General features: G+C 36.8%; 13 protein-coding genes and 1 tRNA gene. 8 read left to right on the plus strand and 6 right to left on the minus strand.

The features are described 5' to 3' along the window. Window positions 1–10: 10 nt before the first annotated feature. The 5 genes from BMF77_RS23210 to BMF77_RS23230 all read left to right on the plus strand — a co-directional run bounded on the left by BMF77_RS23210 (window position 11) and on the right by BMF77_RS23230 (window position 5,579). Window positions 11–679: an ABC transporter ATP-binding protein gene (locus BMF77_RS23210; RefSeq protein WP_148766179.1), complete on the plus strand. Its 669-nt coding sequence runs from the start codon at window positions 11–13 to the stop codon at window positions 677–679. 896 nt (window positions 680–1,575) lie between these two features. Next, entirely contained in the window at window positions 1,576–2,124 is a 549-nt protein-coding gene (locus BMF77_RS23215; RefSeq protein ID WP_015081086.1) for an NYN domain-containing protein, read from the plus strand. 159 nt (window positions 2,125–2,283) lie between these two features. Further along, window positions 2,284–2,355 (plus strand) — tRNA-Asn (locus BMF77_RS23220). Between the two features lie 154 nt (window positions 2,356–2,509). Further along, window positions 2,510–4,594 carry a TonB-dependent siderophore receptor gene (locus tag BMF77_RS23225; RefSeq protein ID WP_148766181.1) on the plus strand — a complete coding sequence of 695 codons (2,085 nt, stop codon included), beginning with the start codon at window positions 2,510–2,512 and terminating at the stop codon, window positions 4,592–4,594. A 652-nt stretch (window positions 4,595–5,246) separates the two neighbouring features. Further along, window positions 5,247–5,579 carry an SDR family NAD(P)-dependent oxidoreductase gene (locus BMF77_RS23230; protein WP_015081088.1) on the plus strand — a complete coding sequence of 111 codons (333 nt, stop codon included), beginning with the start codon at window positions 5,247–5,249 and terminating at the stop codon, window positions 5,577–5,579. Window positions 5,580–5,832: 253 nt separating this feature from the next. Here the strand turns inward: BMF77_RS23230 and BMF77_RS23235 are convergent, their stop codons facing one another. The 6 genes from BMF77_RS23235 to BMF77_RS23260 form a co-directional block, all read right to left on the minus strand. Beyond that, a complete protein-coding gene (locus BMF77_RS23235; protein ID WP_148766183.1) occupies window positions 5,833–7,092 on the minus strand; it encodes a glycosyltransferase in 1,260 nt (419 codons plus the stop codon). A 991-nt stretch (window positions 7,093–8,083) separates the two neighbouring features. After that, window positions 8,084–9,343 (minus strand): glycosyltransferase family 2 protein, encoded by a 1,260-nt coding sequence (locus BMF77_RS23240; protein WP_148766185.1) that lies wholly within the window; start codon window positions 9,341–9,343, stop codon window positions 8,084–8,086. Window positions 9,344–9,591: 248 nt separating this feature from the next. Continuing rightward, complete coding sequence (locus BMF77_RS23245) at window positions 9,592–10,059, minus strand: DUF2141 domain-containing protein (protein WP_148766187.1); 468 nt, start codon at window positions 10,057–10,059, stop codon at window positions 9,592–9,594. A gap of 59 nt (window positions 10,060–10,118) precedes the next feature. Next, a complete protein-coding gene (locus BMF77_RS23250; RefSeq protein ID WP_148766189.1) occupies window positions 10,119–11,123 on the minus strand; it encodes an NAD(P)-dependent oxidoreductase in 1,005 nt (334 codons plus the stop codon). Between the two features lie 217 nt (window positions 11,124–11,340). After that, window positions 11,341–12,519 carry an ABC transporter permease DevC gene (gene devC, locus BMF77_RS23255; RefSeq protein ID WP_015081094.1) on the minus strand — a complete coding sequence of 393 codons (1,179 nt, stop codon included), beginning with the start codon at window positions 12,517–12,519 and terminating at the stop codon, window positions 11,341–11,343. Window positions 12,520–12,628: 109 nt separating this feature from the next. Then, window positions 12,629–13,840: an ABC exporter membrane fusion protein gene (locus BMF77_RS23260; RefSeq protein ID WP_148766191.1), complete on the minus strand. Its 1,212-nt coding sequence runs from the start codon at window positions 13,838–13,840 to the stop codon at window positions 12,629–12,631. A 1,480-nt stretch (window positions 13,841–15,320) separates the two neighbouring features. Here BMF77_RS23260 and BMF77_RS23265 point away from each other — a divergent pair. The 3 genes from BMF77_RS23265 to BMF77_RS23275 all read left to right on the plus strand — a co-directional run bounded on the left by BMF77_RS23265 (window position 15,321) and on the right by BMF77_RS23275 (window position 24,111). Continuing rightward, the gene (locus BMF77_RS23265; RefSeq protein ID WP_148766193.1) at window positions 15,321–20,699 is read left to right on the plus strand and encodes a type I polyketide synthase; all 5,379 of its coding nucleotides are present in this window, start codon (window positions 15,321–15,323) and stop codon (window positions 20,697–20,699) included. A 184-nt stretch (window positions 20,700–20,883) separates the two neighbouring features. Continuing rightward, window positions 20,884–22,614 carry an SDR family NAD(P)-dependent oxidoreductase gene (locus tag BMF77_RS23270; RefSeq protein ID WP_148766195.1) on the plus strand — a complete coding sequence of 577 codons (1,731 nt, stop codon included), beginning with the start codon at window positions 20,884–20,886 and terminating at the stop codon, window positions 22,612–22,614. 144 nt (window positions 22,615–22,758) lie between these two features. Next, window positions 22,759–24,111 (plus strand): polyketide synthase, encoded by a 1,353-nt coding sequence (locus BMF77_RS23275; protein WP_148766197.1) that lies wholly within the window; start codon window positions 22,759–22,761, stop codon window positions 24,109–24,111. The last annotated feature ends 2 nt before the right edge of the window (window positions 24,112–24,113 follow it).

Raw genomic sequence — 24,113 nt, forward strand, 5'->3', positions numbered from 1 at the left:
AGGTGTAAACATGACAGCAGTGGGCATTGAAGTTAATAATTTAAACTTCTTTTGGCCTAATGGGGAGCAAGTGATCAAATCTTGCTCTCTTCAAGTACCTAAAGGTGAGTTTTGGATGCTTCTGGGGACAAATGGCAGTGGTAAATCTACGCTTCTGAGATTAATAGCAGGTTTGTTAGCTCCTCAATCTGGGGAAGTTATGGTTTCACCTCCTGTTGGTTTTGTGTTCCAAAATCCTGATCATCAATTGGTCATGCCAACGGTTGGTGCAGATGTGGCTTTTGGTTTGGTGGCGGAAAAGTTACAACCTGCTATGGTGAAGGCTAGGGTTGAGGAAGCTTTAGGGGCAGTAAATTTATTGTCTCTACAGCGACGACCTATTTACGCCCTTTCTGGGGGACAAAAACAACGGGTGGCTATTGCTGGAGCGATCGCTCGTCACTGTGATGTTTTATTATTAGATGAACCCACTGCTTTACTAGATCCAGATAGTCAACTCGATTTAGTAGCTAGTGTGCGTAATTTAGTTAAAAGTCGCGGGATTACGGCTTTGTGGGTAACTCATCGGTTAGAAGAGTTAAATTACTGTGATGGTGCTTTTTTATTGGAAAAAGGTGGTTTAGTTGATTCCGGTGCGGCAGAACGGCTCAAACAGCGATTAATTCAAGTACACCATTAGGTTTAGTAGGAGTCACCGAGTCAGGAGTCACCGAGTCAGAAAAAAGAAGAAGAAAGAAGGAAGAAGAAAAAAGAAGAAGAAGTAAAAGCCCTAATTTTGAGAAATTTTTGACCAGATGCCAGAATACAGGATGCTGTATAGGTATCTGGTTTTTTACTATAGCGAAATTTGACACTCCCCGGTCTAAAGACGCGGGGATTCTATAGAGAGTTTCAGTCTATATCTCTCAGTTATCCCAGCTTCAGGCATTGCCTTAAACATTTGGGTTCTTGCCCTGATCCTGTTTGCCATTACTGGCAGAATCATCTCTGCTTGCGGTGAGCGAAGCCGAACTGACAAGCGTAACTTTCCGAGAGTCCCCCGGTAGGTTTTTAATGTCTTTGCTGACAATTTAATTGTCTCACGAATATGGATTAAAAGAATGCAGAATTTAGAATTTAGAATTTAGAATTACGTTTTGCAACGGGGATTTTACCCCGACGCAAAACCCGCTGCTTGTAGAAGCAGGGGACTTTAACCCCCAAAGGTAAGTTAAAATTTGAAATTATTTCAAATTTTTCAATTAATGTCAATGCAGGATAAAGGAAAGCCTCTAGCCTTCATCCCTTGTCTAAAGCACAGATGTAGCTGACTAAGTCAGCTACATCTTCAAGGGTTTTCGGCATTTCCCTTATAAAATTTTGCAGATTGGGAAAAAATATTTTTTTAGAGAAAACAACTTCAGGAAGCCTGATTTTTAGGGGTGTTTTCGGAATTATGGCTTCTATCTTAGGGTCTATTTTTGATTGAAAGAAGCATTTTTTATTTTTTGTAACATGGGGTTACAAGCAATGCTTCATTTAATATAAGTCTTATGAATGATTTTTGTTAACTCTAGATAATTGTGATTAAAAACCATGTCTCGTTCCATAGTCCCGGCCGTTCTCTTAGTAGACGGTTACAATATTATAGGCGCTTGGCCTTGCTTGATAAAAACCCGTGATTATGCCGGACTTGAGGCTGCACGGGGTGAGTTGGTGGAAGCAATGACTAATTATAGTGCTTTCCAAGGTTATGACACTCAGGTGGTGTTTGATGCTCAATATCAAAACACTCCTAGCAACAGAGAAACTATTACAGATTTTTTAACAGTACATTATACGGATTTTGGCCAGACCGCAGACACATATATCGAAAAAACCTGTGCGTCTCTCCGTCACCAAATAGCCCAATCTTTACTTTCTCGCATGATTGTCGCTACATCAGATCGGGCGCAGCAGTTAACAGTTCAAGGGTATGGTGCGGAATGGTTGTCAGCGCATCAGCTATGCGGTGAAGTGGAAACTACTGTTTGTCGGATGCGCCATAGGTATCAGTCACAGAAACAACCTAAAAGTAGATTTCTGATGAATGGAATTGATGCTAAAGCCAGACAAAGACTAACGGAATTACGCATGGGATTATAAATTTCAAAATTGATAAATCTCTGAATGTCGCTGCTGGAAAGGGTTTGGGGTATTAAAAGTGAGAGGTTTCAGCAGCAACCAAAAAAAATTTAAAAAATTTTGCCAAAACCACTTGCATTAATTTGGATTTCGGTTTATTATAGCTAAAGTTAAGAGCGTTCCTCAGTAGCTCAGTGGTAGAGCGATCGACTGTTAATCGATTGGTCGCTGGTTCGAATCCGGCCTGGGGAGTTTAAATAAATAAAGCATGAGGCAGAAAATAATCAGCTTCATGCTTTGTTTTTTGTCTGCAAACAAATATGACAGCTTGTCTTTTGACATTGTTGCTATTAATACGAGAAAATCATAATCAGTAATTGTTGTTACCGGGTGTGAGTTCAGAAATATGAATAAGAGTTGTTTTTTTCTGCCAGTTTCTTTACTAAGTTTACTGGTAGTTGTTCCTGTCGTGGCTGCTGATAATCAAAATAATGAAAATGCAGTAAATTCAGATATTCCTAGTTTAAATGAAATCGAATTACCCACCACAAATGCTGAATTATTAACTCAACAACCAGCAGTAAATGAAGTTAAACAAGAACCTACACCAGAACCAGATTTAAATCCTACAAATGATCCGGATATATCTATAGAAACCATTGGCGAAAAAGATATTCTTCCCGAATCTACTCCTACTTATGTAATTGAAAAAGCAGAACTTCAAAAACAGGGTGCAACTAGCGTTGCTGATGTTTTAAAAAAAATGCCCGGTTTTGCTATCAATGATGTTGGACATGGTGCAGATATTCACACAGGTACATACTATCGAGGAGCTTCAATTAATCAGTCTGTATTTCTGATTAATGGCAGACCAATTAATAGTAATATCAATACATATCATGGTGGAACAGATTTAAATAGTATTCCTGTAGAGGCTATTGAAAGAGTTGAATTATATAGCGGTACCGCTGCTTCCTTATATGGTTCTTCAGCCTTTGGCGGAGTTGTCAATATCATTACTAAAGAAGGTTATGGTAAACCTAAATTAACTGGTAGTGCAGAATTTGGCTCATTAAATTTAAATAATCAACAGGTAACTTATGGGGGTTCAACGAATAAAGTTAAATACAACTTTAGCTTTGAAAGATTTTTTATAGATAACCGTTATCTTGTTCCTGTTGGTGCAGCAAATCGTGATACCCAGGGATATTTATTTAATGCTGATACAGCTACAAGCACTTATTTTGGTAGTGTCGGAATAGATTTAGATCCTAAAAACTCTTTGAATTTAGATGTAACTACACTCAGTAGTCGTCGGGGGTTAATTTATTTCGGTTTCCCTTTACAAAAAGACCGATTAGATCATGATGGTTTAAATCTTGGCTTATCTTGGAAAACTCGACTTGGTAAGGAAGAAAATTCTAATTTAACAACTACATTGGGTTATAACCGAGACTATTTTAGCACTTATGGACCAACTGGGGCAACATTTTACAGAACCGGAATTTTAGATACTCAACAATTCAAAACTCGGATAGATCATGAATGGAAAATTACTCCAAATAATCAATTACGATGGGGGTTGGATTTAAAAAATACTGATTTAATTGGTGATGTTATTAGTACAAATCCTGCCCTAATTTCTAAAAACGAAAAAGAAGATAGAAGTGTTTTAAATACGGCTTTATTTGCTGTGAATACTTGGAAAATTAGCGATACTTTCCAAACTGATTTAGGAGTAAGACAAAACTTTGATAGCCAATTTGGGAATTATTTTCATCCTAGTTTTGGTTTAAGTTATGCTGTTAATCCAGCTATTGCATTGCGTGGAAGTTGGGCAGGGGCGCAACGCAATCCTGGGTTGGATCAATTATATGTTTTTGATACGGTTCATAATTGGAATCCTAACCCAGATTTAAAACCAGAAATTGGTTCTACTTGGACTGCGGGAATAGATATGAGATTGTCGGAAAAATTGTTAGGAAAATTTACTTATTTTGGGAATAGTTTAGATAATCGTTTGGGCGTAATTAATGGTAAATGGCAAAATATTGGTTTAGTTGATACTAATGGTTTAGAAGCTGCATTGCAATTAAAAATTGCCCGTGAGTGGTCAACTTTTCTCAACTACACTTATACAGATGCTCAAATCAAAACTGGCACTGAAAAAGGATTACAGTTAGGGTTAATTCCCTACTCTTTGCTGCAAACTGGAATTGGTTATCAAAACAATGGGTGGCAAGGCAATTTATATGCTACTTATAATAGTGGTTCTCGTCGTTCTATTTTTAGTAGAAATCTACCGGGAGAAAGAAGTACAGATTTTGCACCGTCTTTCTTTAATTTAGATTTTAGTGGCCGGATTCCTGTCAGTAAAAATTTGGGACTAACTTTTTACCTAGAAAATATTCTGGGTGAACAATATGAACGAGTTAATCGGATTTATAGCCCTGGTTTTACTTTCCGTGTGGGTTTAAATTCTAGTTTATAATTAGTATGTTTGGGTTGAAAATTAGCCACTGAGTTTTTCGCTTACCAAGTGTTCCTATAAAAACAAAAACCCCAGAAGTAAAACTTCTGAGGTATAAAGAGTTTTAGGAACGATTGAGAACAATAGCAATCTTGTGATCAGTTGGAGTAGGCAATCTTTAGACTGATCACAAGCTGGCTTTGTCAGCATCTCAAACTAAGAACCTAAAAGCCCACAGGTCAACTACTTAAATACTCTAGCAGGGGTCTTTTTATCACAGTAGCCAAGTTGGCGTTTTTTTAAATAATTTATTTCATGCTTCATGTGGTATTAACGATTACCTAATTTAAATTTCTATTACTAATAATTAAATAACATCTATCAAAAGGTAGATATTACAAAAGGGGTATGACTAACCTGACGTTATCAGAAGAATTCCGCACTTCTGAAAATACTTGTTTAAGGGTTGAAGGAGCGACAATAGACACTACCACATTTATAGAAACTAAAATTTCGGTAGCTATCAAAGTTAGGAAAAAAGAGTGAATCCAGAAATACAGATTTTTTTATTTGAGAGTAATATTGTTAATTGCAATGGGATAAAGGTCATTTTCAATACTGTTCATCTAAGAACATTTTTGCTTTATTAAATCTAAATTAACCATTGTATTAAATGGAAAACCATCATAAATATCGACAAAAAACTGCGCTGATTACAGGATCAGCACATGGAATTGGCTACCAATTAGCTTATGTTTTTGCTAGTCATAGTTACAATCTGGTTTTAGTAGATAAAGATCAAGAAAAACTTGCGGTAATTGCTGAGGTGACAAAATCGCTAGATTTTTTAGAGGCATTAATAGATAATAGGAAAATTACTTTATCCAGTATTGTTAAAAATGTGAATTCTCTGGTGATCGCTTTAATTAGTTCCCATCAAATACGACAAAAAAGTTCAAATAATCCTGATATTTTACAAGGTTCTACAGCCCAAGCTTTTTGGTAAATATTAAGATTATTCTTGGATTAGGTAGGGAGCATCCACTTTTTGTAGATCGCCTTTTTCAACAGTGGATACTCCCAGTAAATAGGGGAATAGAGCTTTTAAAGCTGTAAGCTTTTTGAATTTCTCCTATTTTAGTCAAAGATAGCTTGATAATTTACCCATTTCCTGAAGTTGTCACTCATGATCAGAGGTATTTTGATATCAGTAGCTACTTTGGGAGTTTTTAGAATCTGCTTGACCAATTTACTAATAATTAAATAACATCTCTCTTTTCCCGGATGTTAACTAATTCGTAGAGCTTGTTTTCAAACTTTTGTGTACAAGCTGACCAATCAAATTCCAGAATTGAAGGACGAGCTTGTGCAGTCAATTGATTTTTGAGGTCAGGATTTTCCAAAATTGTGATGACTTTTTGAGCAAAGTCTTGAGGGCTATTAGGTGCAGCTAGAAAACCATTCACTCCAGAAATTACCTGTTCAGCGGTTGAAGGGGCAACAACAGCCACTACGGGAGTTCCAGAAGCTAAGGCTTCGTTGGTTGTGGTACAGAAATTTTCGGTGACAGAAGGGTTGACAAATATATCTGCTTTTGCAAACCAACCTAAAAGTTCTTTACCATGAGATTCACCCCAAATTGTGACACCATTGGGGAATTTTTCAGCCCGACGGCGAATTTCTGCATCCAAGGGACCACTACCCACAATTACTAAATGCACATTAGGAATTTTGTCAGCAATGAGCGGATAAATGTCTAAAAGTTGATTAACATTTTTTTCTGCGGTAATACGTCCTACAAATAAAATAGTTGGGCGTTTATCATCAGGAATTGGATCATAAGAAATATTGCGGGGGTGAAATTTCTCGCAATCAATTCCTTGATAGGGGAGATATTCACTCCGTTGAGCTTTTAGTTTTTGGTATTTAGTTAATTGCTCACGGGATGAAAATAAACTCAAATCGTAAGTTTCACTAAATTGTTTAACTAGAATTGGTAGGAGAGGACGCACCAAATTAAAGAACATATTACCGAAGTAATATTGGATATAGGCAATGATATCTGTGTGAAAAATGGAAATAATAGGTGTGTTTGTTTTTTTGGCATATTTCACTCCCACAGAACGTCCATAACCTTGTAAGAAACCAGAATATAAACCTCTCATTTGTGGGGCTTCTTCCACAACAATAATATCAGGTTGGAAGTGATTAAGTAATTTTGTATCACTCCAATGACGATAGCTTAATGGTTGAGGTAAGGATTTATAAAATATCAGTGGTTCTGTGGGAAATGAGTAAGAAGAAAAATTGATAAAAGATTCTAGTTCCTCTATTCCCGACATGGGACGATTACCAACTTGTTTAGGGTATTTATCATTAATTTCTGGGTGAATTAGAAAAACTTCATGCCCTTGTTTTAAAAGCCAGTGAACTCGTTGATGTACAGCAACAGAAACTCCTGTTAAAAATGGAGCATATAATCCTGTAAATAAGGCAATGCGAAGAGGTTTATTGTGCATAATGATGACCTAATATTGGTGATACTCTAGTTTCCAATGATTCTTGAAATGAGGACTTTTAGATATTGAAGCGAAAATAAAATATCTAAAAATTTCCCGATTTCCCTATAGAGAAGCTGTTAAAATAATGGGAGGTTATCAACCATTCATGAGGAGGTTTTTTGACCAAAAGAACATTCTCATACCTGAACAGAAACTCCTATTAAAAATGGAGCGTATAATCCTGTAAATAAGGCGATACGAAGAGATTTCTTGTTCATGACAATGACCTAATATTGGTAATACTCTAGTTTCCAATGATTCTTGAAATGAGGACTTTTAGATATTGAAGCGAAAATAAAATATCTAAAAATTTCCCTCATTTCCGAAAGAGAAGCTGTTGAAGCTGTAGGAACTTCTTTAGTCTTGATCAGGAGGGTATTTAAACAAAGAAACATTTTCACACCTGAACATAAACTCCTATTAAGAATGGAGCGTATAATCCTGTAAATAAGGCGATACGAAGAGGGTTATTGTGCATAATGATGACCTAATATTGGTGATACTCTAGTTTCCAATGATTCTTGAAATGAGGACTTTTAGATATTGAAGCGAAAATAAAATATCTAAAAATTTCCCCCATTTCCGAAAGAGAAGCTGTTGAAGCTGTAGGAACTTCTTTAGTCTTAACCAGGAGGGTATTTAAACAAAGAAACATTTTTACACCTGAACATAAACTCCTATTAAGAATGGAGCGTATAATCCTGTAAATACATCACTTCCCGGTGTTATGAGGTACATATCTAGCGGGCAAGATGCCCGCACTACAAGAGTTTCATGATTCAACTTTGTACCTCATAAAAGCGGAAACCGCTGTAAGGCGATACGAAGAGGTTTATTGTGCATAATGATGACCTGATATTGGTGATACTCTAGTTTTCAGTAATTCTTGAATTGGGGAATTTTTAGATATTGAAGCGAAAATAAAATATCTAAAAATTTCCCCCATTCCCTAAAGAGAAGCTTTTGGATCAATTGGTTGATCTAGCCATTGGTAAGGACGGTATTCAATTAACCGAATATTTTCACGTCCTTTAATGCGATAAGTAATTCCCCGCCAGGTAATACTTGATGTCCACAAAGAAGATAGCATAATTAACCCATAAATCCACTGTGTTAAGGGAATTACTATCAACATTTTCAGGATAATTAAAGGCGATAGTTTAGGTATTTTTTCACCTTGATTGTGCAAGATTTGATGTATTCCTAATTCCATCAATAGCATTAGTAAGACTAAGCCAATGGTATAGGAAATATAGGTGGAGAATAGTAAAGCCGCAGCGTCCCATTGAGCCTCAAATAATAGCCGAAAAATAACGATAATGACTACATTGGGGACAATAATACTAGAATATGCTTCACTGACTATAGCTAACCACCGGGGGTGATAAAGTTTAGAACCAATTATTAAACGTTTTAATGATTCTTGTAAGTTATGTAAACTACTTTCTTCCCGATTTAGCATCAATAAAGAAGGAACAAATTTAATTTGTAACTTCTGTTGTTTGATAAGTTTATGAAGAAGCATATCATCTGTTAATACTTCTCCCCACTTATCTAAAAGTTTGATGCGGTTTAACACTTCTGTTTTGATAGCTAATGTTCCACCCCAAGGAATCTGAAAGAGAAACATTTGCACAACAGTAGAAACATTACCGGAGTAGCGAACTAATGAACCCCAATAATTACCTGTGGGAACATACCAACGGTTTCCGGTTGTTAGTCCAACTTGATCATCAATGAGGGGGGTAACTAATTCTCGTAACCAATTAGGATGAGCTACGGTATCAGCATCTATAAAAGCTATAATTGGATAAGCATTATCCAAATCAGAAACAGCTTGTATTAGAGAACTACATTTAAGACTACAATTATGACGAACTGCTCTTAATGTGCTAATTTCGATGTTAGTTGCACCCAGTTGATTAATTGTTTCAGTGGCAATTTTAAAGGCTGGATCTTCTTTACTATCAATGATCAACTTTAAATCATATTCTGGGTAATTTTGTTGTAAGAGCGATCGCAAACAATTAGGTAAAAAAGGATCAGCACCCCGTAAACAGAGAATTACTGCCGTTTTTGGTAACTGTTCATCTGGTAATGACTTGGGTTTGTGTGAACGTAAATACCATAAAAATACTAACGTTAAACAAGTTTGAATTACCAGCCAACCGAACAAAGACTTAGATAGAAATATCATAAAATCTGGCATTATTTCTATAGTCTTAGAAAGGAGTCGGGAGAAAGGAGTCAGAAGAAGAAAGAAGGAATTAAGTATACAGCACTTTCCGGTGTTATGAGGTACTTATGTAGCGGGCAAGACTTGTACTGAGCTTGCGATGCCCTGAGCCTGTCGAAGGGTCGAAGTATGCCCGGACTACAAGAGTTTCATAATTCAAGTTTGTACCTCATTAGAGCGAAATATGCTGTAAATCCTAATTCCTAATTGCAAATTCTCAATTAAGGATCAAGAGAATACTTTAAAAAGATATTAATGCTAGTATTCTTGTCAACTTTAAAACTGGCATTATTGAACTTAGGTGTTCCCGTGCTGATAGAAACAGGAGGATTTTTAGAAATCCCAAAACCCTCTTGAGGAATGCCAAAAAAGTCTTTATTGAGTTTGTGATCACCATTTTGATCATCAACTACAGCTACAGCATAAGTACCAGGTTTTAATCCAGAAAATACCTGCTTTACGGAATTGCCTGTAATTTTAGTACAACCGCTTTTAACTTCACTTTTAGCATTATCGGGAAATCCTTTTTCAGAGTTATAAACTCTCATACAAATTTCCCCTGTTTTATTACGAATGCCATTAACAACAACAGTTAAAGATGTTGTTGATTCAGCATAAGCTATGTCGGCGAAGCTGATAGTTAGTAAAGTAGCAAGCAAGAAATTACTAACTTGGAATATTTTCAACATAGATCAATATTTTCCTGACAATAAGTTTAATGTAATTACAAATCCCTCAAATCTAATCGTTATTTCATCAGTTTTTGAATGTCAGTTTTTTGCAACCATTCATTGGTGCGACGCATTCCTTCTGCTAAATCAATTTTTGCTTGATAATTCAAAATATTTTGCGCCTTTGCAATAGAATAGGCATAAGGACGACTCATAAAATCAACTGATTCTGGGAGAATATCAGCTTTTTTACGAAATAGTTTTTGCCCCTGAAGACGCACTTTCAAAAATAATTTCATTTCCTCTTTAGGTAAAGACATTGGTGCTGGTAAATTTTCCAATGAAGCGAGATGAATAAAATACTCTTTCCAGGAAGTTTCTTTACCGTCAGTAATGTTAAAAACCTCTCCATAAGCTGATTTTTCTATGGCTAAAAAGATGGCATCAATTAGGTTATCTACATATAGATGATTCATCACACCCTTGCCTTCATTAGCATAGGCAAATAATTTTTGTCGCATCATCTGAATTGGCCGCACAATCCAAGGAAGACTTCCTGGCCCATAAACATCTCCAGCCCGAATAACAATTACTCCAAATTCTGGAGCATTATTAAGTTTTAAAACTTCGATTTCCGCTTCAATTTTTGTTTGACAATAAGCATTGTTTTCACCAGAAAGCGTACCTGATTCTGTGACTTTCTCAGGGTAGTCAAACCCATATACTAAAGCAGTAGAAAGATGGACAAATGTTTTTACACCAGCTTGTTTAGCAGCCTTAGCGATATTAATAGTAGCGCTAACATTTATTTCCCGAAAATGCTTAATGTCCCCGGCTTCTTCAGCAATTTGAGCATTGTGTAAAACTATATCTACTCCCTGACAAGCTTTCGAGCAAATTCCAGGATCAGTGATATTACCAACTAGAATTTCCACACCTAAATTTTGCGCTGTTTGATCCTTGACTTGGGAACTTTGTATACCTCGGACTTTCATCCCTTGAGCGATCGCTAATTCGGCTGCACGTAAGCCAATAAATTCATCAATTCCAGTAATCAGCAGAGTTTTGTTTTGGAAGTTCATGGGGATATAGATAGGTGTTTTGTGATCGTGTGGCGTTAGCCATACGGTTGAGAAAGTTATACAATCTAAGTTTAAGAATTGCGATTAAATGCAACTATGAACTGTTGTACTTGCCAGAGAATTCTACTGTTGTTAATAACATTAAACTTCTATCTTTAGTTGGTTTTAGTCTAGAGAATATTTGGCAGAATTTGATAAATTGAAATGCAACAAATTCCTAGAAACTATCAGCCGGATCAGCAGAACGGAGTTTATTAATAGCTAACGCTCCAGATGTAATGCAAATTAGAACTGTAGATACTAAAACAAGTGAGGCATTATTACTTGTCATCATGATCGGTAATTTAGTTACTTTCATGGCAAAATCATATAAACCAATCGAAACAATAAAGCCAGGAATATAACCTAACAATGCTAAGATTAATGCTTGTTGAAAAACCACATTTAATAAATATCCATTAGCATAACCAATAGCTTTTAAAGTGGCATAGGCAATAAATTGAGTGGCGATATTGCTATACAAAATTTGGTAAACAATTACCACACCCACAACAGAAGCCATAATTAGCATCAAGTTCAGAATAAAACCAATGGGGGTTCTTACTGACCAATATTGTTTTTCAAAATCAATAAATTCTTGACGAGTAAATATTTGAACATCCTTTGGTAGATTGGCTTTTAAATTGGCTAAAACCTGTTTTATATCAGCACCATCTTTGACTTTAATCAACCCCATATCTATTTTTTCAACTGGACGGTTGTTAGGATTTATTCTTAGAAAAGTTGAGTCGCTAACAATTAAATTACCATCCACACCAAAGGAAGGGCCTAAACTAAATAAACCACCAACTCTCACTCGATAACCCTTAATAGCATCAAAGGGAAAGATTTCAATTGGCTGTTTAATATTTCCCTGATTAAATAATTCGGCTATGGGTCCAAATTCTGGACGGGCATCTCTATCAAATAGCATGACATCAGGAATTTTTATTTTGTCTAAATTTTGCTCAACTTCGGCAATATCTAATACAGATTTTCCTGGGTCAAAACCAATGACATAAATTGAATATTTCTCTCCGCTGACAGGATTTTTTAATTTTGCAAATTGCAAATAAATTGAACTAACTGAATCAACACCATCAAACCCTAAAGTTTGGTATAATCGAGTGCGAGAAAAACTTTGAATTGCTGTCAAAGATTTGTATTGAGAACTAACTAAAAACAAATCACCATGCAATCGTTGATGTAGTGCTGTAGCGCTAGAATATAGTGCATCTTGGAAACCAAGTTGGATAAACATTAACAGCACAATAAAGCCAATTCCGGCTACAGCTATCACAAAACGAAGTTTCTGTTGGACAAGCTGTAGCCATCCTAAAGGAATTTTGAAATTCATATTAATTGTTAGTTGTTAGTTGTTAGTTGTCAGTTGTCAGTTGTCAGTTGTCAGTTGTCAGTTGTAGAAAATAACCAATAACCAATAACTAATCACTAATAACCAATCACTAAATCTGGATTGCAACATCAACTTGCAAGTTAGTTAATCTCGATATCTTTTGACTATCGGTGGGATTATCAATAGATATTTTGACTTCAATTACTCTGCGGTCTGCATCAGAATTGGGATTAATACTAAAGATGCCTTGTTTATTAACTTGCCAACCAACTTCTCGGACAGTTCCTTGTAATTTGCCGGCAAATGTGGTGCTGGTAATGATAGCTTTTTGTCCAACTCGAACATTTTGAATATCAGTTTGATACACTTCTGCTAGAACTTGCATTTTTGATGTATTGCCAATTTCTGCAAAACCGGAAGTACCAATTACTTCGCCATTTCTGGCATTAATTCGCAAAACTGTACCATTTATAGTAGCAGCAATGTAAGTTAAATCATGGTCAGCTTTGGCTTGTTGCACTGCCGTTTCCGCGCTTTTGATTTCACTTTTTGCTAACTCTACATCTACGGTTCTAACTTCTTTAATACTATTAAGTTTGGATTTTCCTTCTTTGATTTGATCTTGGAAAGTATCTTGTGTCCGTTTGAGAGTAGCTTCAGCTTCTTTTAACTGCTGTTGTGTAGTTTTGAGAACTAAATTTTTACTATCAAAAACAGAAGCAGAAACAGCACCGTCTTTTGATAATTGCCGATAGCGATTACTCTCTTTTTGAGCATTTTCAACTTCAGCCCGAATGCGGTTAATTGTTGCTGCTTGAGCCGCAATGTCTCCTTTAAATTGAGAATTTAACCTGGTAATTGTGGCTTTTTGAGCATTGATATCTCCAGTTTTTGCTCCAGCTTGTACCTGTGCAAGTTTAGTTCTGGCAATTAACAATTTATCAAATGCCTGTTGGATAGCTGCTTGAGAACGAGCATAGTTTTCTAGATAAGCTAATACTTGTCCTTTTTTAACATCATCTCCTTCCTTGACCAACAGTTTTTCTACTCGTACACCATTGATAGAATTAGGAGCAGATAAATAAGTAATTTTATCTTGTGGTTGCAATCTTCCTAAAGCAGTTACGGCAACTTTAACGGGAATGGGTTGAGATTTAATAATGGGAGCAATAGCAGAAGATTGAGTCTGGGAATTTATCTTTAATTGATGAAAAATGTATAAAGATACTAAACCCGTAGAGAAAGTTAGAGAAGTTGCCAGAATTATTCTCCACTTTAACGCAGTTAGGTTGAATAATTGGCGTTCTTTATTTACTGCCATATTTTTATTCCAATGGTGTTATGTCGGAAAATACTCGTAATGGTTATAGACGGATTCTCTGTTACTTTTATAAAAGAGATATGTCTAATTATTTATGTATGAATTGTTGTCAGCATTTTTAGCTGTTATAAATACCTAAATTAGCGGTGTTTTTACTTCTAATCATCCATGAGGAACGCCACGCTACGCTATCAGTTTTATCTTGAATTGGCATTTAATTAAGTAGCCTAAAATACGATAGCTCTAGGGAGAAATAAAAATCTTCAATTCCCAAGTGGTGATGATGCTAATAACTTGGGGAATGAATAAACTTATCTGCAATTATCCCAAATAACTTTGATATTGTCAACTAAATTTAGTTGCTTTAATTAATAAAATCCTTGACTAGATACTATATTTAATTACTCATAAATTAATCTAAAAATCTGTATTTTTTTTAGCAAATTCTCGTAAATAAATACAAATTGTCCATATTTCATCACAATTGATATGTTTACAGGTTAGTGTTCAACATCCAACAAATTAATGTTTGGTTTATAAATAACCAATTGTCTAGAAAAGGTGAGTTATCTTATAAATTCATCAAAAACCAAGACTTGATTATGATAGTTTGCTCAAAAAACACCCAATTATGTGCAAATATTTCTATTGTATATTTATTGATTAGTTACTTATGAGACAATTTAGATAAAATCCCTGAATTATCAGGAAAAGATTGATGTTAAATCCGTAATTACCCAAGATATGTTATTCACAAATTCAGTTCTAGATTATACTCAGATAATTATGTTTTATTTAAAAGGAGATCAATTAACAAATATTTTCCTCCAAAAATTAGCAAAAATGAACTATTCCATTTTCATAAGCTGTGCTAGTCTTTTTATTAATTCAACATTTATGAATGAAAAATAAATTGTTGAGTTTATTTCTATAAACAGAAGAAATACTAAAATCCACTCAGCTTTGTACAGCAGAATTGCCTAAAGAAACAAAACCTATTCTTTGATAAACCGGGGTTTTGCATCTCACTAAGTTACAAACTGCTAGACTATTGAAAAGCTGTTTAAGTATTTTTTCACTATTCACAGAATTTGCCACAGAGTGCTGATTATTTTGTAACGATTTTGGCAGCTTTTATCAGTCTAATCATCTAAAATAGGTTATCCTGGACTTTAAAAACTGGCAACTGCTATATCAACATACAGAACATTATTCTTCCATAGGTAAAACATTCAATGATTAAGAGATAAAACCGTTTCTGTATTCATACATATCCTTCAGATTAAGTATGTTCTATTGCCAGTTCGCTTGGTGTTAAGGAAATGTAGGTTAGTAACACCCAAGCAAAATTATGAAATGTTGGGTTGCGTTCCTTAACCCAACCTACTTGCGGTGATTGGGTGAATGTAGATAGTTATTCTATCTGCTAATAGCTTAATTTACTGCACAATTTACGGTACTCAAAATTAGTCTATGTCCTATGTCTTCCCCCCTTCAAAAGATAGACACGATAAATAGTTCTTTGACGGAATTAGAAGCCCAAATTAATAGTTTTGAACAGGCTGTGCTGAAGTTTATAGAGGAAGGAAAAATGAATTCAGGAAACCTAAAAAATTCGATAAATTCCATGTCAACTAAGGAAATTAATAGAAAACTACACACAACTCCCATAGCTATTATTGGCATGGCTTCCTTAATGCCTCAATCGAGAACATTAAGGGATTACTGGCAAAATATTGTTAATAAAATTGACTGTATCACTGATGTTCCTTCTACTCATTGGAGCGTAGAAGATTACTATGATCCTAATCCGAGAACAGCAGAAGATAAAACCTATTGTAAACGTGGTGGTTTTATTCCTGAAGTTGATTTTAACCCCATGGAATTTGGTATTCCCCCCAGCATTTTAGAAGTTACAGATGTTTCTCAACTATTAAGTTTAGTAGTTGCTAAAGAAACAATGGAAGATGCTGGTTATAGCGACTCCCGTGAATTTAGCCGCGAAAATATCGGCGTGATTTTGGGTGTAGCTATGGGCAAACAATTGGGAATGCCATTAACTGCCAGATTGGAATATCCGGTTTGGGAAAAAGTTCTCAAAAGCAGTGGTTTATCTGACGAAGATACTAAAAAGATTGTTGATAAAATCAAATCTGCTTATGTGAAATGGGATGAAAATGCTTTCCCTGGAATGTTAGCAAATGTGGTGGCTGGGAGAATTGCTAACCGCCTCAATTTTGGCGGTACAAACTGTGTAGTTGATGCGGCTTGTGCTAGTTCCTTTGGGGCATTAAAAATGGCCATTAGTGAATTAGTTGAACATCGTAGCAATATGATGTTAACCGGTGGAGTAGACACCGATAACACGATCATGGCTTACATCTCATTTAGCAAAACTCCAGCAGTTACTCCTAGCGAGAATGTGAAACCATTTGATGCTAAATCTGATGGGATGATGTTAGGTGAAGGGATTGGGATGATTCTCCTCAAACGCTTAGAAGATGCCCAAAAAGATGGGGATAAAATCTATGCGGTAATCAAGGGAATTGGTACTTCTAGTGATGGGCGTTATAAGAGTATTTATGCCCCTAGAAAAGAAGGACAAGTTAAAGCCTTAGAACGGGCTTATGATGATGCTGGATTTTCTCCGGCAACTGTGGGTTTAATGGAAGCACACGGTACAGGAACAATGGCAGGAGATCCCATAGAATTCAGTTCTTTAAGAGATTTCTTTGGTAAACATGACACCCAAAAACAACATATTGCTTTGGGAAGTGTAAAATCACAAATTGGACATACAAAAGCCGCCGCAGGTGCAGCCAGCCTTATTAAAACTGCCCTAGCATTGCATCATAAAGTATTGCCAGCAACCATCAATATTACCGAACCAAATCCCAAATTAGATATTGAAAATTCCTCCTTTTATCTAAACACTGAAACTAGACCTTGGATCAAGGCAGAAGGTGAAACTCCCCGACGTGCGGGGGTGAGTGCCTTTGGTTTTGGTGGCACAAATTATCACGTTGTTTTGGAAGAATACGAACCAGAACAACAAAGTTCTTATCGTTTACATGGTGCAGCCGGTGAAGTGCTATTATTTGGTGCTACTCATGCGGAATTAATTAGCAAGTTAGAAGCAACTTTAAATAATTTGCAAGCTAACGACGGCGAAAGATTCTATTCTCAATTATTGTTAGATTGTCAATCTTTAGCTATTCCTACAACTGCCCTAAGAATTGGTTTTGTATCTGAGAATTTACAAGAAGCTTGTAAGTTACTGCAAGTTAGTCTTGGTTTACTCAAAAGTAAGCCTGATGCAATTTCTTGGGAACATCCTCAAGGTATTTATTACCGTTCTTCGGGAATGGATTTAGGTGGAAAAGTTGTCGCTTTATTCTCTGGACAAGGTTCTCAATACTTGGAAATGGGCAGAGAAGCGGTGATGAATTTCCCCAGCTTGCGACAGTTATATGGCAAGATGGATCATCTGTTCAAGCAAAGCAATTTACAACCAGTTTCTGAAGTTGTTTTCCCTCATTCTACCTTTGATGAAGTTGAGAAAAAAGCCCAAGTTGCAACTTTGCAAAGAACGGAATATGCACAGCCGGCAATTGGGGTATTTAGTGCTGGGTTGTATGGAATTTTGCAACAAGCTGGGTTTAAGGCAGATTTCACCGCAGGACATAGTTTTGGTGAATTAACCGCTTTGTGGGCTGCGGGAGTATTGAGTGAGGCTGATTATTTGTTCCTAGTGAAAGCTAGAGGACAGGCAATGGCTGCACCCAAAGACCCAGATCATGATGCTGGTAGTATGTTAGCGGTGAAGGAAGATATCAGCAAAATTGAACCAGTGCTGAAGCAGTTTCCAAAAGTAAGTATTGCTAACTTTAATTCTCCTACCCAAATTGTTTTAGCCGGTCCAAAGTTAGAAATTCAAAAAGTTCAAGATGCTTGCGAAAAGTTAGGATATAGTGCAGTTTTATTGCCTGTGTCTGCGGCTTTCCATACTCCATTAATAGCATTCGCGCAAAAATCCTTTGCCATTGCTACTAAATCGGTAACTTTCCACAATCCCCAAATTCCGGTTTTTAGTAATGTCACTGGTAAACATTATCCCCAAAATGCAGCGGCAATTCAAAAGAACGTAGAAAGCCATTTGGCTAGTTCTGTATTGTTCAAACAAGAGATTGAAAATATCTATGGGGCTGGTGGTTATTGCTTCGTAGAATTTGGACCAAAACGGGTGTTAAGTAACTTGGTAAAAGATACATTAGGCGATCGCCCCCATCTTACCATATCTCTAAATCCCAGCGCCTCCAAAAACAGCGATCGCTCTTTGCGAGAAGCCGCAGTTCAGTTGCGAGTTATCGGCATGAATTTGGGCAATCTTGACCCCTACAAACTCCCTGCCGTATTGCATCCCATTTCCAGCAAAAAGACCCTCAGCGTCAAACTAACTGGCATTAACTACATTTCTGATAAAACCAAAAATGCCTTTACAGAAGCATTAGCGGACGGACATAAAATTTCCGAAATTCAGGAGTTAAAGAGTGCCTCCGCTGGAGGAGCTTCGCTAACAGAAGTTCAGGAGTTCAAGAGTTTAGAAATAGAGACTCCCGTAACTGCCAAAATTTCCCCAACCAACGGACATAACGGCAACGGTAACGGACATAAAAAACAACCCCTCATTGAAACTGAGTTACAGCCACAGATGACTACTACTGCAACCATCATAAAAGAACCTCAAAAAGAACCCAGATCAGAATTGTTCACGCAGCAACTCGAAGGGAAGATGCAAACACCAGATAAACTGATAAATTGCCAACAAATTCTCACCAGCTTAGGAACACTTTTGAGCCAGTTCCAGCACAACCAAAGCGAGAATTTAGAAGTTCACGGCACATATCTTAATAATCAGATAGAATACACGAAAACCTTCTTTCAATTAATGCAGCAGCAAAACACCTTATTTGCTAATGCTAAATCTTCCGCTGAAGCTGCTCAAATTAAGCAAGTGATCATGGAAAGCTTAGAGCGGAGTATGATGCAGTTTCATTCCCAACAAGGTGAAACTCTCCGCATTCATGAACAATATCTGCGGGAACAGATAGAATATACCAAACACTTTTTCCAACTCATTCAAGAAGAATATTCTCAACTCATTTCTGATACCCAAGCAGCAGCACCAGAAAATATATATGCTGCTCCAGAAGAAGCACCTGTAGCTCCTACTGTCACCATAATTCCCCCTCAAGCATTACCAGTAATTGAGCCAAAAGTTCAATTAGCAGCACCTATTCCCCCAGTAATTGAAGTTGCAAAACCTGTAATTGCTGCACCAGTAATTGAACCTGAACCAATTATTATTCCCCAGTCCCCAGTTGCATTCATACCAGAACCCGCAACTAGCAGCCTAAATCTTGATGATCTAGCTAACAATCTATTAAGTATCACCAGCGAAAAAACTGGTTATCCTATCGAAATGCTAGAACTCGATATGGACATGGAAGCCGACTTAGGTATTGACTCCATTAAACGGGTAGAAATTCTGGGAGGATTGCAAGAATTATACCCCAACTTACCTAAACCAAACCTGGAAGAACTGGCAGAAAAACGCACCATTGGTCAAGTTGTCGAATATCTGCAAGGACAACAACAGGTAACAGCAGAAATCACACCAGAACAAATTATCATTCCTCAAGTGCAAACCCAGGTAATAGAGGAAGTAATACCAGAATCAATTTCCATTCCCCAGTCCCCAGTCCCCAATCCCCAGTACCAAGATTTAGGACAAACCCTGTTAAACATCACCAGTGAAAAAACTGGTTATCCAGTGGAAATGCTGGAACTGGACATGGACATGGAAGCCGATTTAGGCATAGATTCCATCAAACGGGTAGAAATACTGGGAGCAATGCAGGAAGCGTATCCTGACTTACCCAAACCCAATATTGAAGAATTAGGCGACTTACGGACAATCGGGCAAATCGTTAACTACCTCCAATCACTGGTGGGAGGTGAAAAAAAAAAGCCGCAGTTTGATGTTAACCAGATAACCCCCCTTAATCCTCCCTTGTTAAGGGGGGAAACCACAGAGGTGGTTGATTTAACCCCACCTCCTATCGTAGACATCAATCTTCCCCGTCGTCCAGTTAAGCTAAGAACCTTACCCAGAGCAGATTTTTTGGAAGCGCAGTTACCCCAAGGACACATTGGTTTAATCACTGATGATGGTTCTTTAACTACCACCAAACTAGCCTACGCACTGATAGAACAAGGTTGGAAAGTTGTAGTTTTGAGTTTCCCCCAATCATTAGTTGCATCGCAATTGCCATTACCCGCAGGTGTTACCCGCGTCACATTGGCAAACATGAGTGAACAACATCTGCAATTATTATTGCAAAGTGTGACTACTAAACATGGAGCGATTGGGGCATTCATTCACTTACATCCTCAATTTACTCCTGAAAAACCTGGACATATTTCCTATCCAGAAGCAGAAAAGGCAATTATTAAACAAGTGTTTTTAATGGCAAAACATCTGAAAACAACTTTGAATAATGCGGCATCTTTAGCAGGAAGAACAAGCTTTTGCACGGTTGCCCATCTGGACGGTGAATTTGGCTTAGGACATCAAGGTAATTTTAGTCCAATTAGTGCTGGTTTGTTTGGTTTAACGAAGAGTTTGCGCTGGGAATGGCCACAGGTATTCTTCCGAGCAATTGACCTGAATCCCACTTTAGATCCTCATGAATCTGCTGAATATATCGTTGCTGAATTGCACGATTCTAATCGCTATATTGGCGAAGTTGGTTATGGTAATCAAGGAAGAGTAACGCTGGTGGCAAAAAGTGAGTAATGTCTAAAATGTGATTTGTTTGATTAGTTTGATTTTTTTGATTGAATTATTTGCTGAGTTTACTGGATTCATTTCTTGTTTATTTTCTCATCAATCAATAAATCATCCCCATCAAACAAATCACATAAATCATAGTTTAGACGAATTAATCATCCAAATCAAATAAATCCCATAAATCATAGTTATGACTGCAACTGTTCAAGTTAGCCCATCTTCTGTCTTTGTTGTCAGTGGTGGCGCAAAGGGAATCACTGCTCAATGTACTATTAAATTAGCTCAACATCAACCTTGTAAGTTTATTCTTTTAGGTCGTTCGGAAATTACCACAGAACCAGAATATGCTCATAATTGTTTAGATGATTCGGCTTTGAAAAAGCGCATTATGGAAAATTTGATTTCTCAAGGTGAGAAACCAACACCCATGATGGTACAAAAGATATTTAATCAGATTAATTCTAGTCGGGAAATTAAGAAGACTTTAGCAGCTATTGAAGCTACAGGAGGAAAGGCTGAATATATTAGTGTTGATGTCACTGATACTGTAAAATTACAAGCTAAACTTCAAGAAATTTCTGATAAAGTTGGTCAAATTACCGGCATTATTCACGGTGCTGGTAACTTAGCAGATAAGTTAATTGAAAAAAAGACAGAAGATGATTTTGAGAAAGTTTACACTGCTAAAGTTCAGGGTTTAGAAAATCTCCTATCTTGTGTTAATCCCCAGCAATTACAACATTTAGTATTGTTTTCTTCCGTGACTGGATTTTATGGTAATATCGGTCAAAGTGATTATGCGATCGCTAATGAAATTCTCAGTAAATCAGCCCATTTGATGAAACAATATAACCCTAATTGTCATGTAGTGGCAATTAACTGGGGTGGTTGGGATAGTGGCATGGTGACACCACAATTAAAAAAAGCATTTGCAGAAAGAGGAATTAGTATTATTCCCGTAGAAGTTGGGACACAAATGTTAGTTAATGAACTACATCCAGCCTATCAAGATCATCCACAAGTTGTGATTGGTAGTCCCATGAAACTACCACCTGCTCCTTTAGGTTTAGAACTTCGTAGCTATCGCATTCGCAGAAGAATGACATTAGCAGAAAATCCATTTTTGCATGATCATACAATTGCAGGTTCACCAGTTTTACCAGCAACCTGTGCTAAATCATGGATGGTAAATGGCTGTGAAGAAATTTATCCAGGTTACACATATTTCAGTTGCCAAGACTTCAAAGTTTTAAAAGGAATCACCTTTAATTCTACCTTGGCTAAAGAACATATTCTAGAAATCCAAGAAGTTGCCAAAGTTGATGGTGATTTTGTCGAATTTCAGACCAAAATATTGAGCAAAACCCCCGAAGGTAGAACTCATTATCACTTTAGTTCTCTGATAAAACTGGTAAAAAATATGCCAGAAGCGCCCATTTATGAAGCAATGGATCTCAGAGAAGATAATATCGTCACTGATACAGCCAAAGACTTCTATCAAAATGGTGATTTATCCCTATTTCATGGACCAGCTTTCCAGAAAATTACCAAAGTTTTAAATATCAGTCCAGAAAAACTCACAGCCGAATGTTGTTGGCAAGAAATTACAGCCAAAGAACAAGGACAATTTCCCGTAAAATGGCACAACCCTTACATCATTGACTTGAGTACCCAAACATTATGGTTATGGTTAAATTATATCCATAAAGAAGTTTGTTTACCAGGACAATTAACATACTGTGAACAATATCTAGCAGTACCATTCAACGTCCCATTTTATGTTTCCTGTGAAATTATAGGCAAAACCAACACAGGTGCAACAGTCAACTTCATTATCCATAATCGTCAAGGAAAAATCTACTCCAAAATCTTAGGAGCAAAAGCCGTAATCTGGCCAATGAAAATGTTAGATAAAAAGTAAAATAATATGAAACTCTAATTCTTTGCGCCTTTGCTCCTTTGTGCCTTTGCGCGAAACAAATTCATATTATTAATCCTTGCCGATTGGGGGAATAGCGTAAATCCTTTTCAGTCACGTCTTATGCCCCAACGAGGATTTTCAAAAGTGGAAAAAATAGCAATCATCGGGTTATCTTGCCTATTTCCCGATGCTAATAATCCTGAAGAATTTTGGCAGAATCTCACCGCAGAAAAAGATTCCACATCATCTATAACTGTAGCGGATTTGGGAATAGATCCCGCTATATTCTACGATGAAACCAAAGGTAAACCGGAAAAATTCTACTTTCAAAAAGGTGGATTTATCCGCGACTTTAAATTTGATGCCAACGAGTATAACTTACCTGCGGCATTTGTTGAAAGCTTAGATAATACCTTTAAATGGTCATTGTACGCTGCCAAACAAGCCATTATTCAAAGTGGCTATCTGGGAAATCAAACTGCACTTGCAAAATGTGGCGTAGTCTTAGGAACTTTAGGATTTCCTACCAAAGCTTCCAATAGTCTATTTGCTCCTATTTATCAGCAAAATATTCAACCTGCCATTGGTGAACTATTACAGGAAAAAGACTTTCGTTTAGGTGGTTCATCAACCTCCAAAAAAGTCTCTCCATACAATGCTATGGTTTCCGGCTTACCCGCTGCTATAGTTTCCAAAGCCTTTTCTTTATCTGCAACTCATTTCTGTATAGATGCTGCTTGTTCGTCATCATTTTACGCCATTAAATTAGCATCCCATTATTTACAATCTGGCAAAGCAGATTTGATGTTAGCTGGTGCAATTAGTTGTGCAGATCCATTATTTGTCAGAATGTTATTTTCTGGTATTCAAGGATATCCAGATAATGGCATTAGTCGTCCTCTCGATAAGTCATCACGCGGGTTAATTACCTCCGAAGGAATTGGCATGGTAATGCTCAAAAGATACAGTGATGCTGTGAGAGATGGTGACAAAATCCTGGCAACAATTTGCGGCAATGGTTTATCTAATGATGGTAAAGGTAAACATCTTCTCAGTCCTAATCCTCAAGGGCAAACTCTGGCATATCAAAGAGCTTATTCAGAGGCTAAACTTAACCCCCAAACTATTGATTATTTAGAGTGTCATGCTACCGGCACTCTATTGGGAGATACCACAGAATGTAACTCAATTGAAGGCTTTTTTAGTCCATATAAAGCAGCACCATTAGTAGGTTCAACCAAAACAAATGTTGGTCATTTACTTGTGGCTGCGGGCATGGTGGGGATAACCAAGACAATTTTAAGTATGTCTCATGGGGTTATTCCTCCAACTATTCATGTGACTCAACCCATAGGTTCTGAAAACAATGTTGTCTCTCCAAAAAACATTGTTAGAACGCCTACAGAATGGCCGAGTCAAGAAACTAAAAGAGTAGCTTTAAGTGCGTTTGGTTTTGGTGGAACAAACTCTCATATCATTCTAGAACAGGGGAAGTAAGC

Source organism: Dolichospermum sp. UHCC 0315A, from assembly GCF_008121535.1.
In the GTDB taxonomy this organism is placed as follows: domain Bacteria; phylum Cyanobacteriota; class Cyanobacteriia; order Cyanobacteriales; family Nostocaceae; genus Dolichospermum; species Dolichospermum lemmermannii.

Coding starts and splice junctions, on each gene's coding strand:
- BMF77_RS23210 (WP_148766179.1), top strand. CDS start 11: ATGACAGCAGTGGGCATTGAAGTTAATAATTTAAACTTCTTTTGGCCT.
- BMF77_RS23215 (WP_015081086.1), top strand. CDS start 1,576: ATGTCTCGTTCCATAGTCCCGGCCGTTCTCTTAGTAGACGGTTACAAT.
- BMF77_RS23225 (WP_148766181.1), top strand. CDS start 2,510: ATGAATAAGAGTTGTTTTTTTCTGCCAGTTTCTTTACTAAGTTTACTG.
- BMF77_RS23230 (WP_015081088.1), top strand. CDS start 5,247: ATGGAAAACCATCATAAATATCGACAAAAAACTGCGCTGATTACAGGA.
- BMF77_RS23235 (WP_148766183.1), bottom strand. CDS start 7,092: ATGCACAATAAACCTCTTCGCATTGCCTTATTTACAGGATTATATGCT.
- BMF77_RS23240 (WP_148766185.1), bottom strand. CDS start 9,343: ATGCCAGATTTTATGATATTTCTATCTAAGTCTTTGTTCGGTTGGCTG.
- BMF77_RS23245 (WP_148766187.1), bottom strand. CDS start 10,059: ATGTTGAAAATATTCCAAGTTAGTAATTTCTTGCTTGCTACTTTACTA.
- BMF77_RS23250 (WP_148766189.1), bottom strand. CDS start 11,123: ATGAACTTCCAAAACAAAACTCTGCTGATTACTGGAATTGATGAATTT.
- devC (WP_015081094.1), bottom strand. CDS start 12,519: ATGAATTTCAAAATTCCTTTAGGATGGCTACAGCTTGTCCAACAGAAA.
- BMF77_RS23260 (WP_148766191.1), bottom strand. CDS start 13,840: ATGGCAGTAAATAAAGAACGCCAATTATTCAACCTAACTGCGTTAAAG.
- BMF77_RS23265 (WP_148766193.1), top strand. CDS start 15,321: ATGTCTTCCCCCCTTCAAAAGATAGACACGATAAATAGTTCTTTGACG.
- BMF77_RS23270 (WP_148766195.1), top strand. CDS start 20,884: ATGACTGCAACTGTTCAAGTTAGCCCATCTTCTGTCTTTGTTGTCAGT.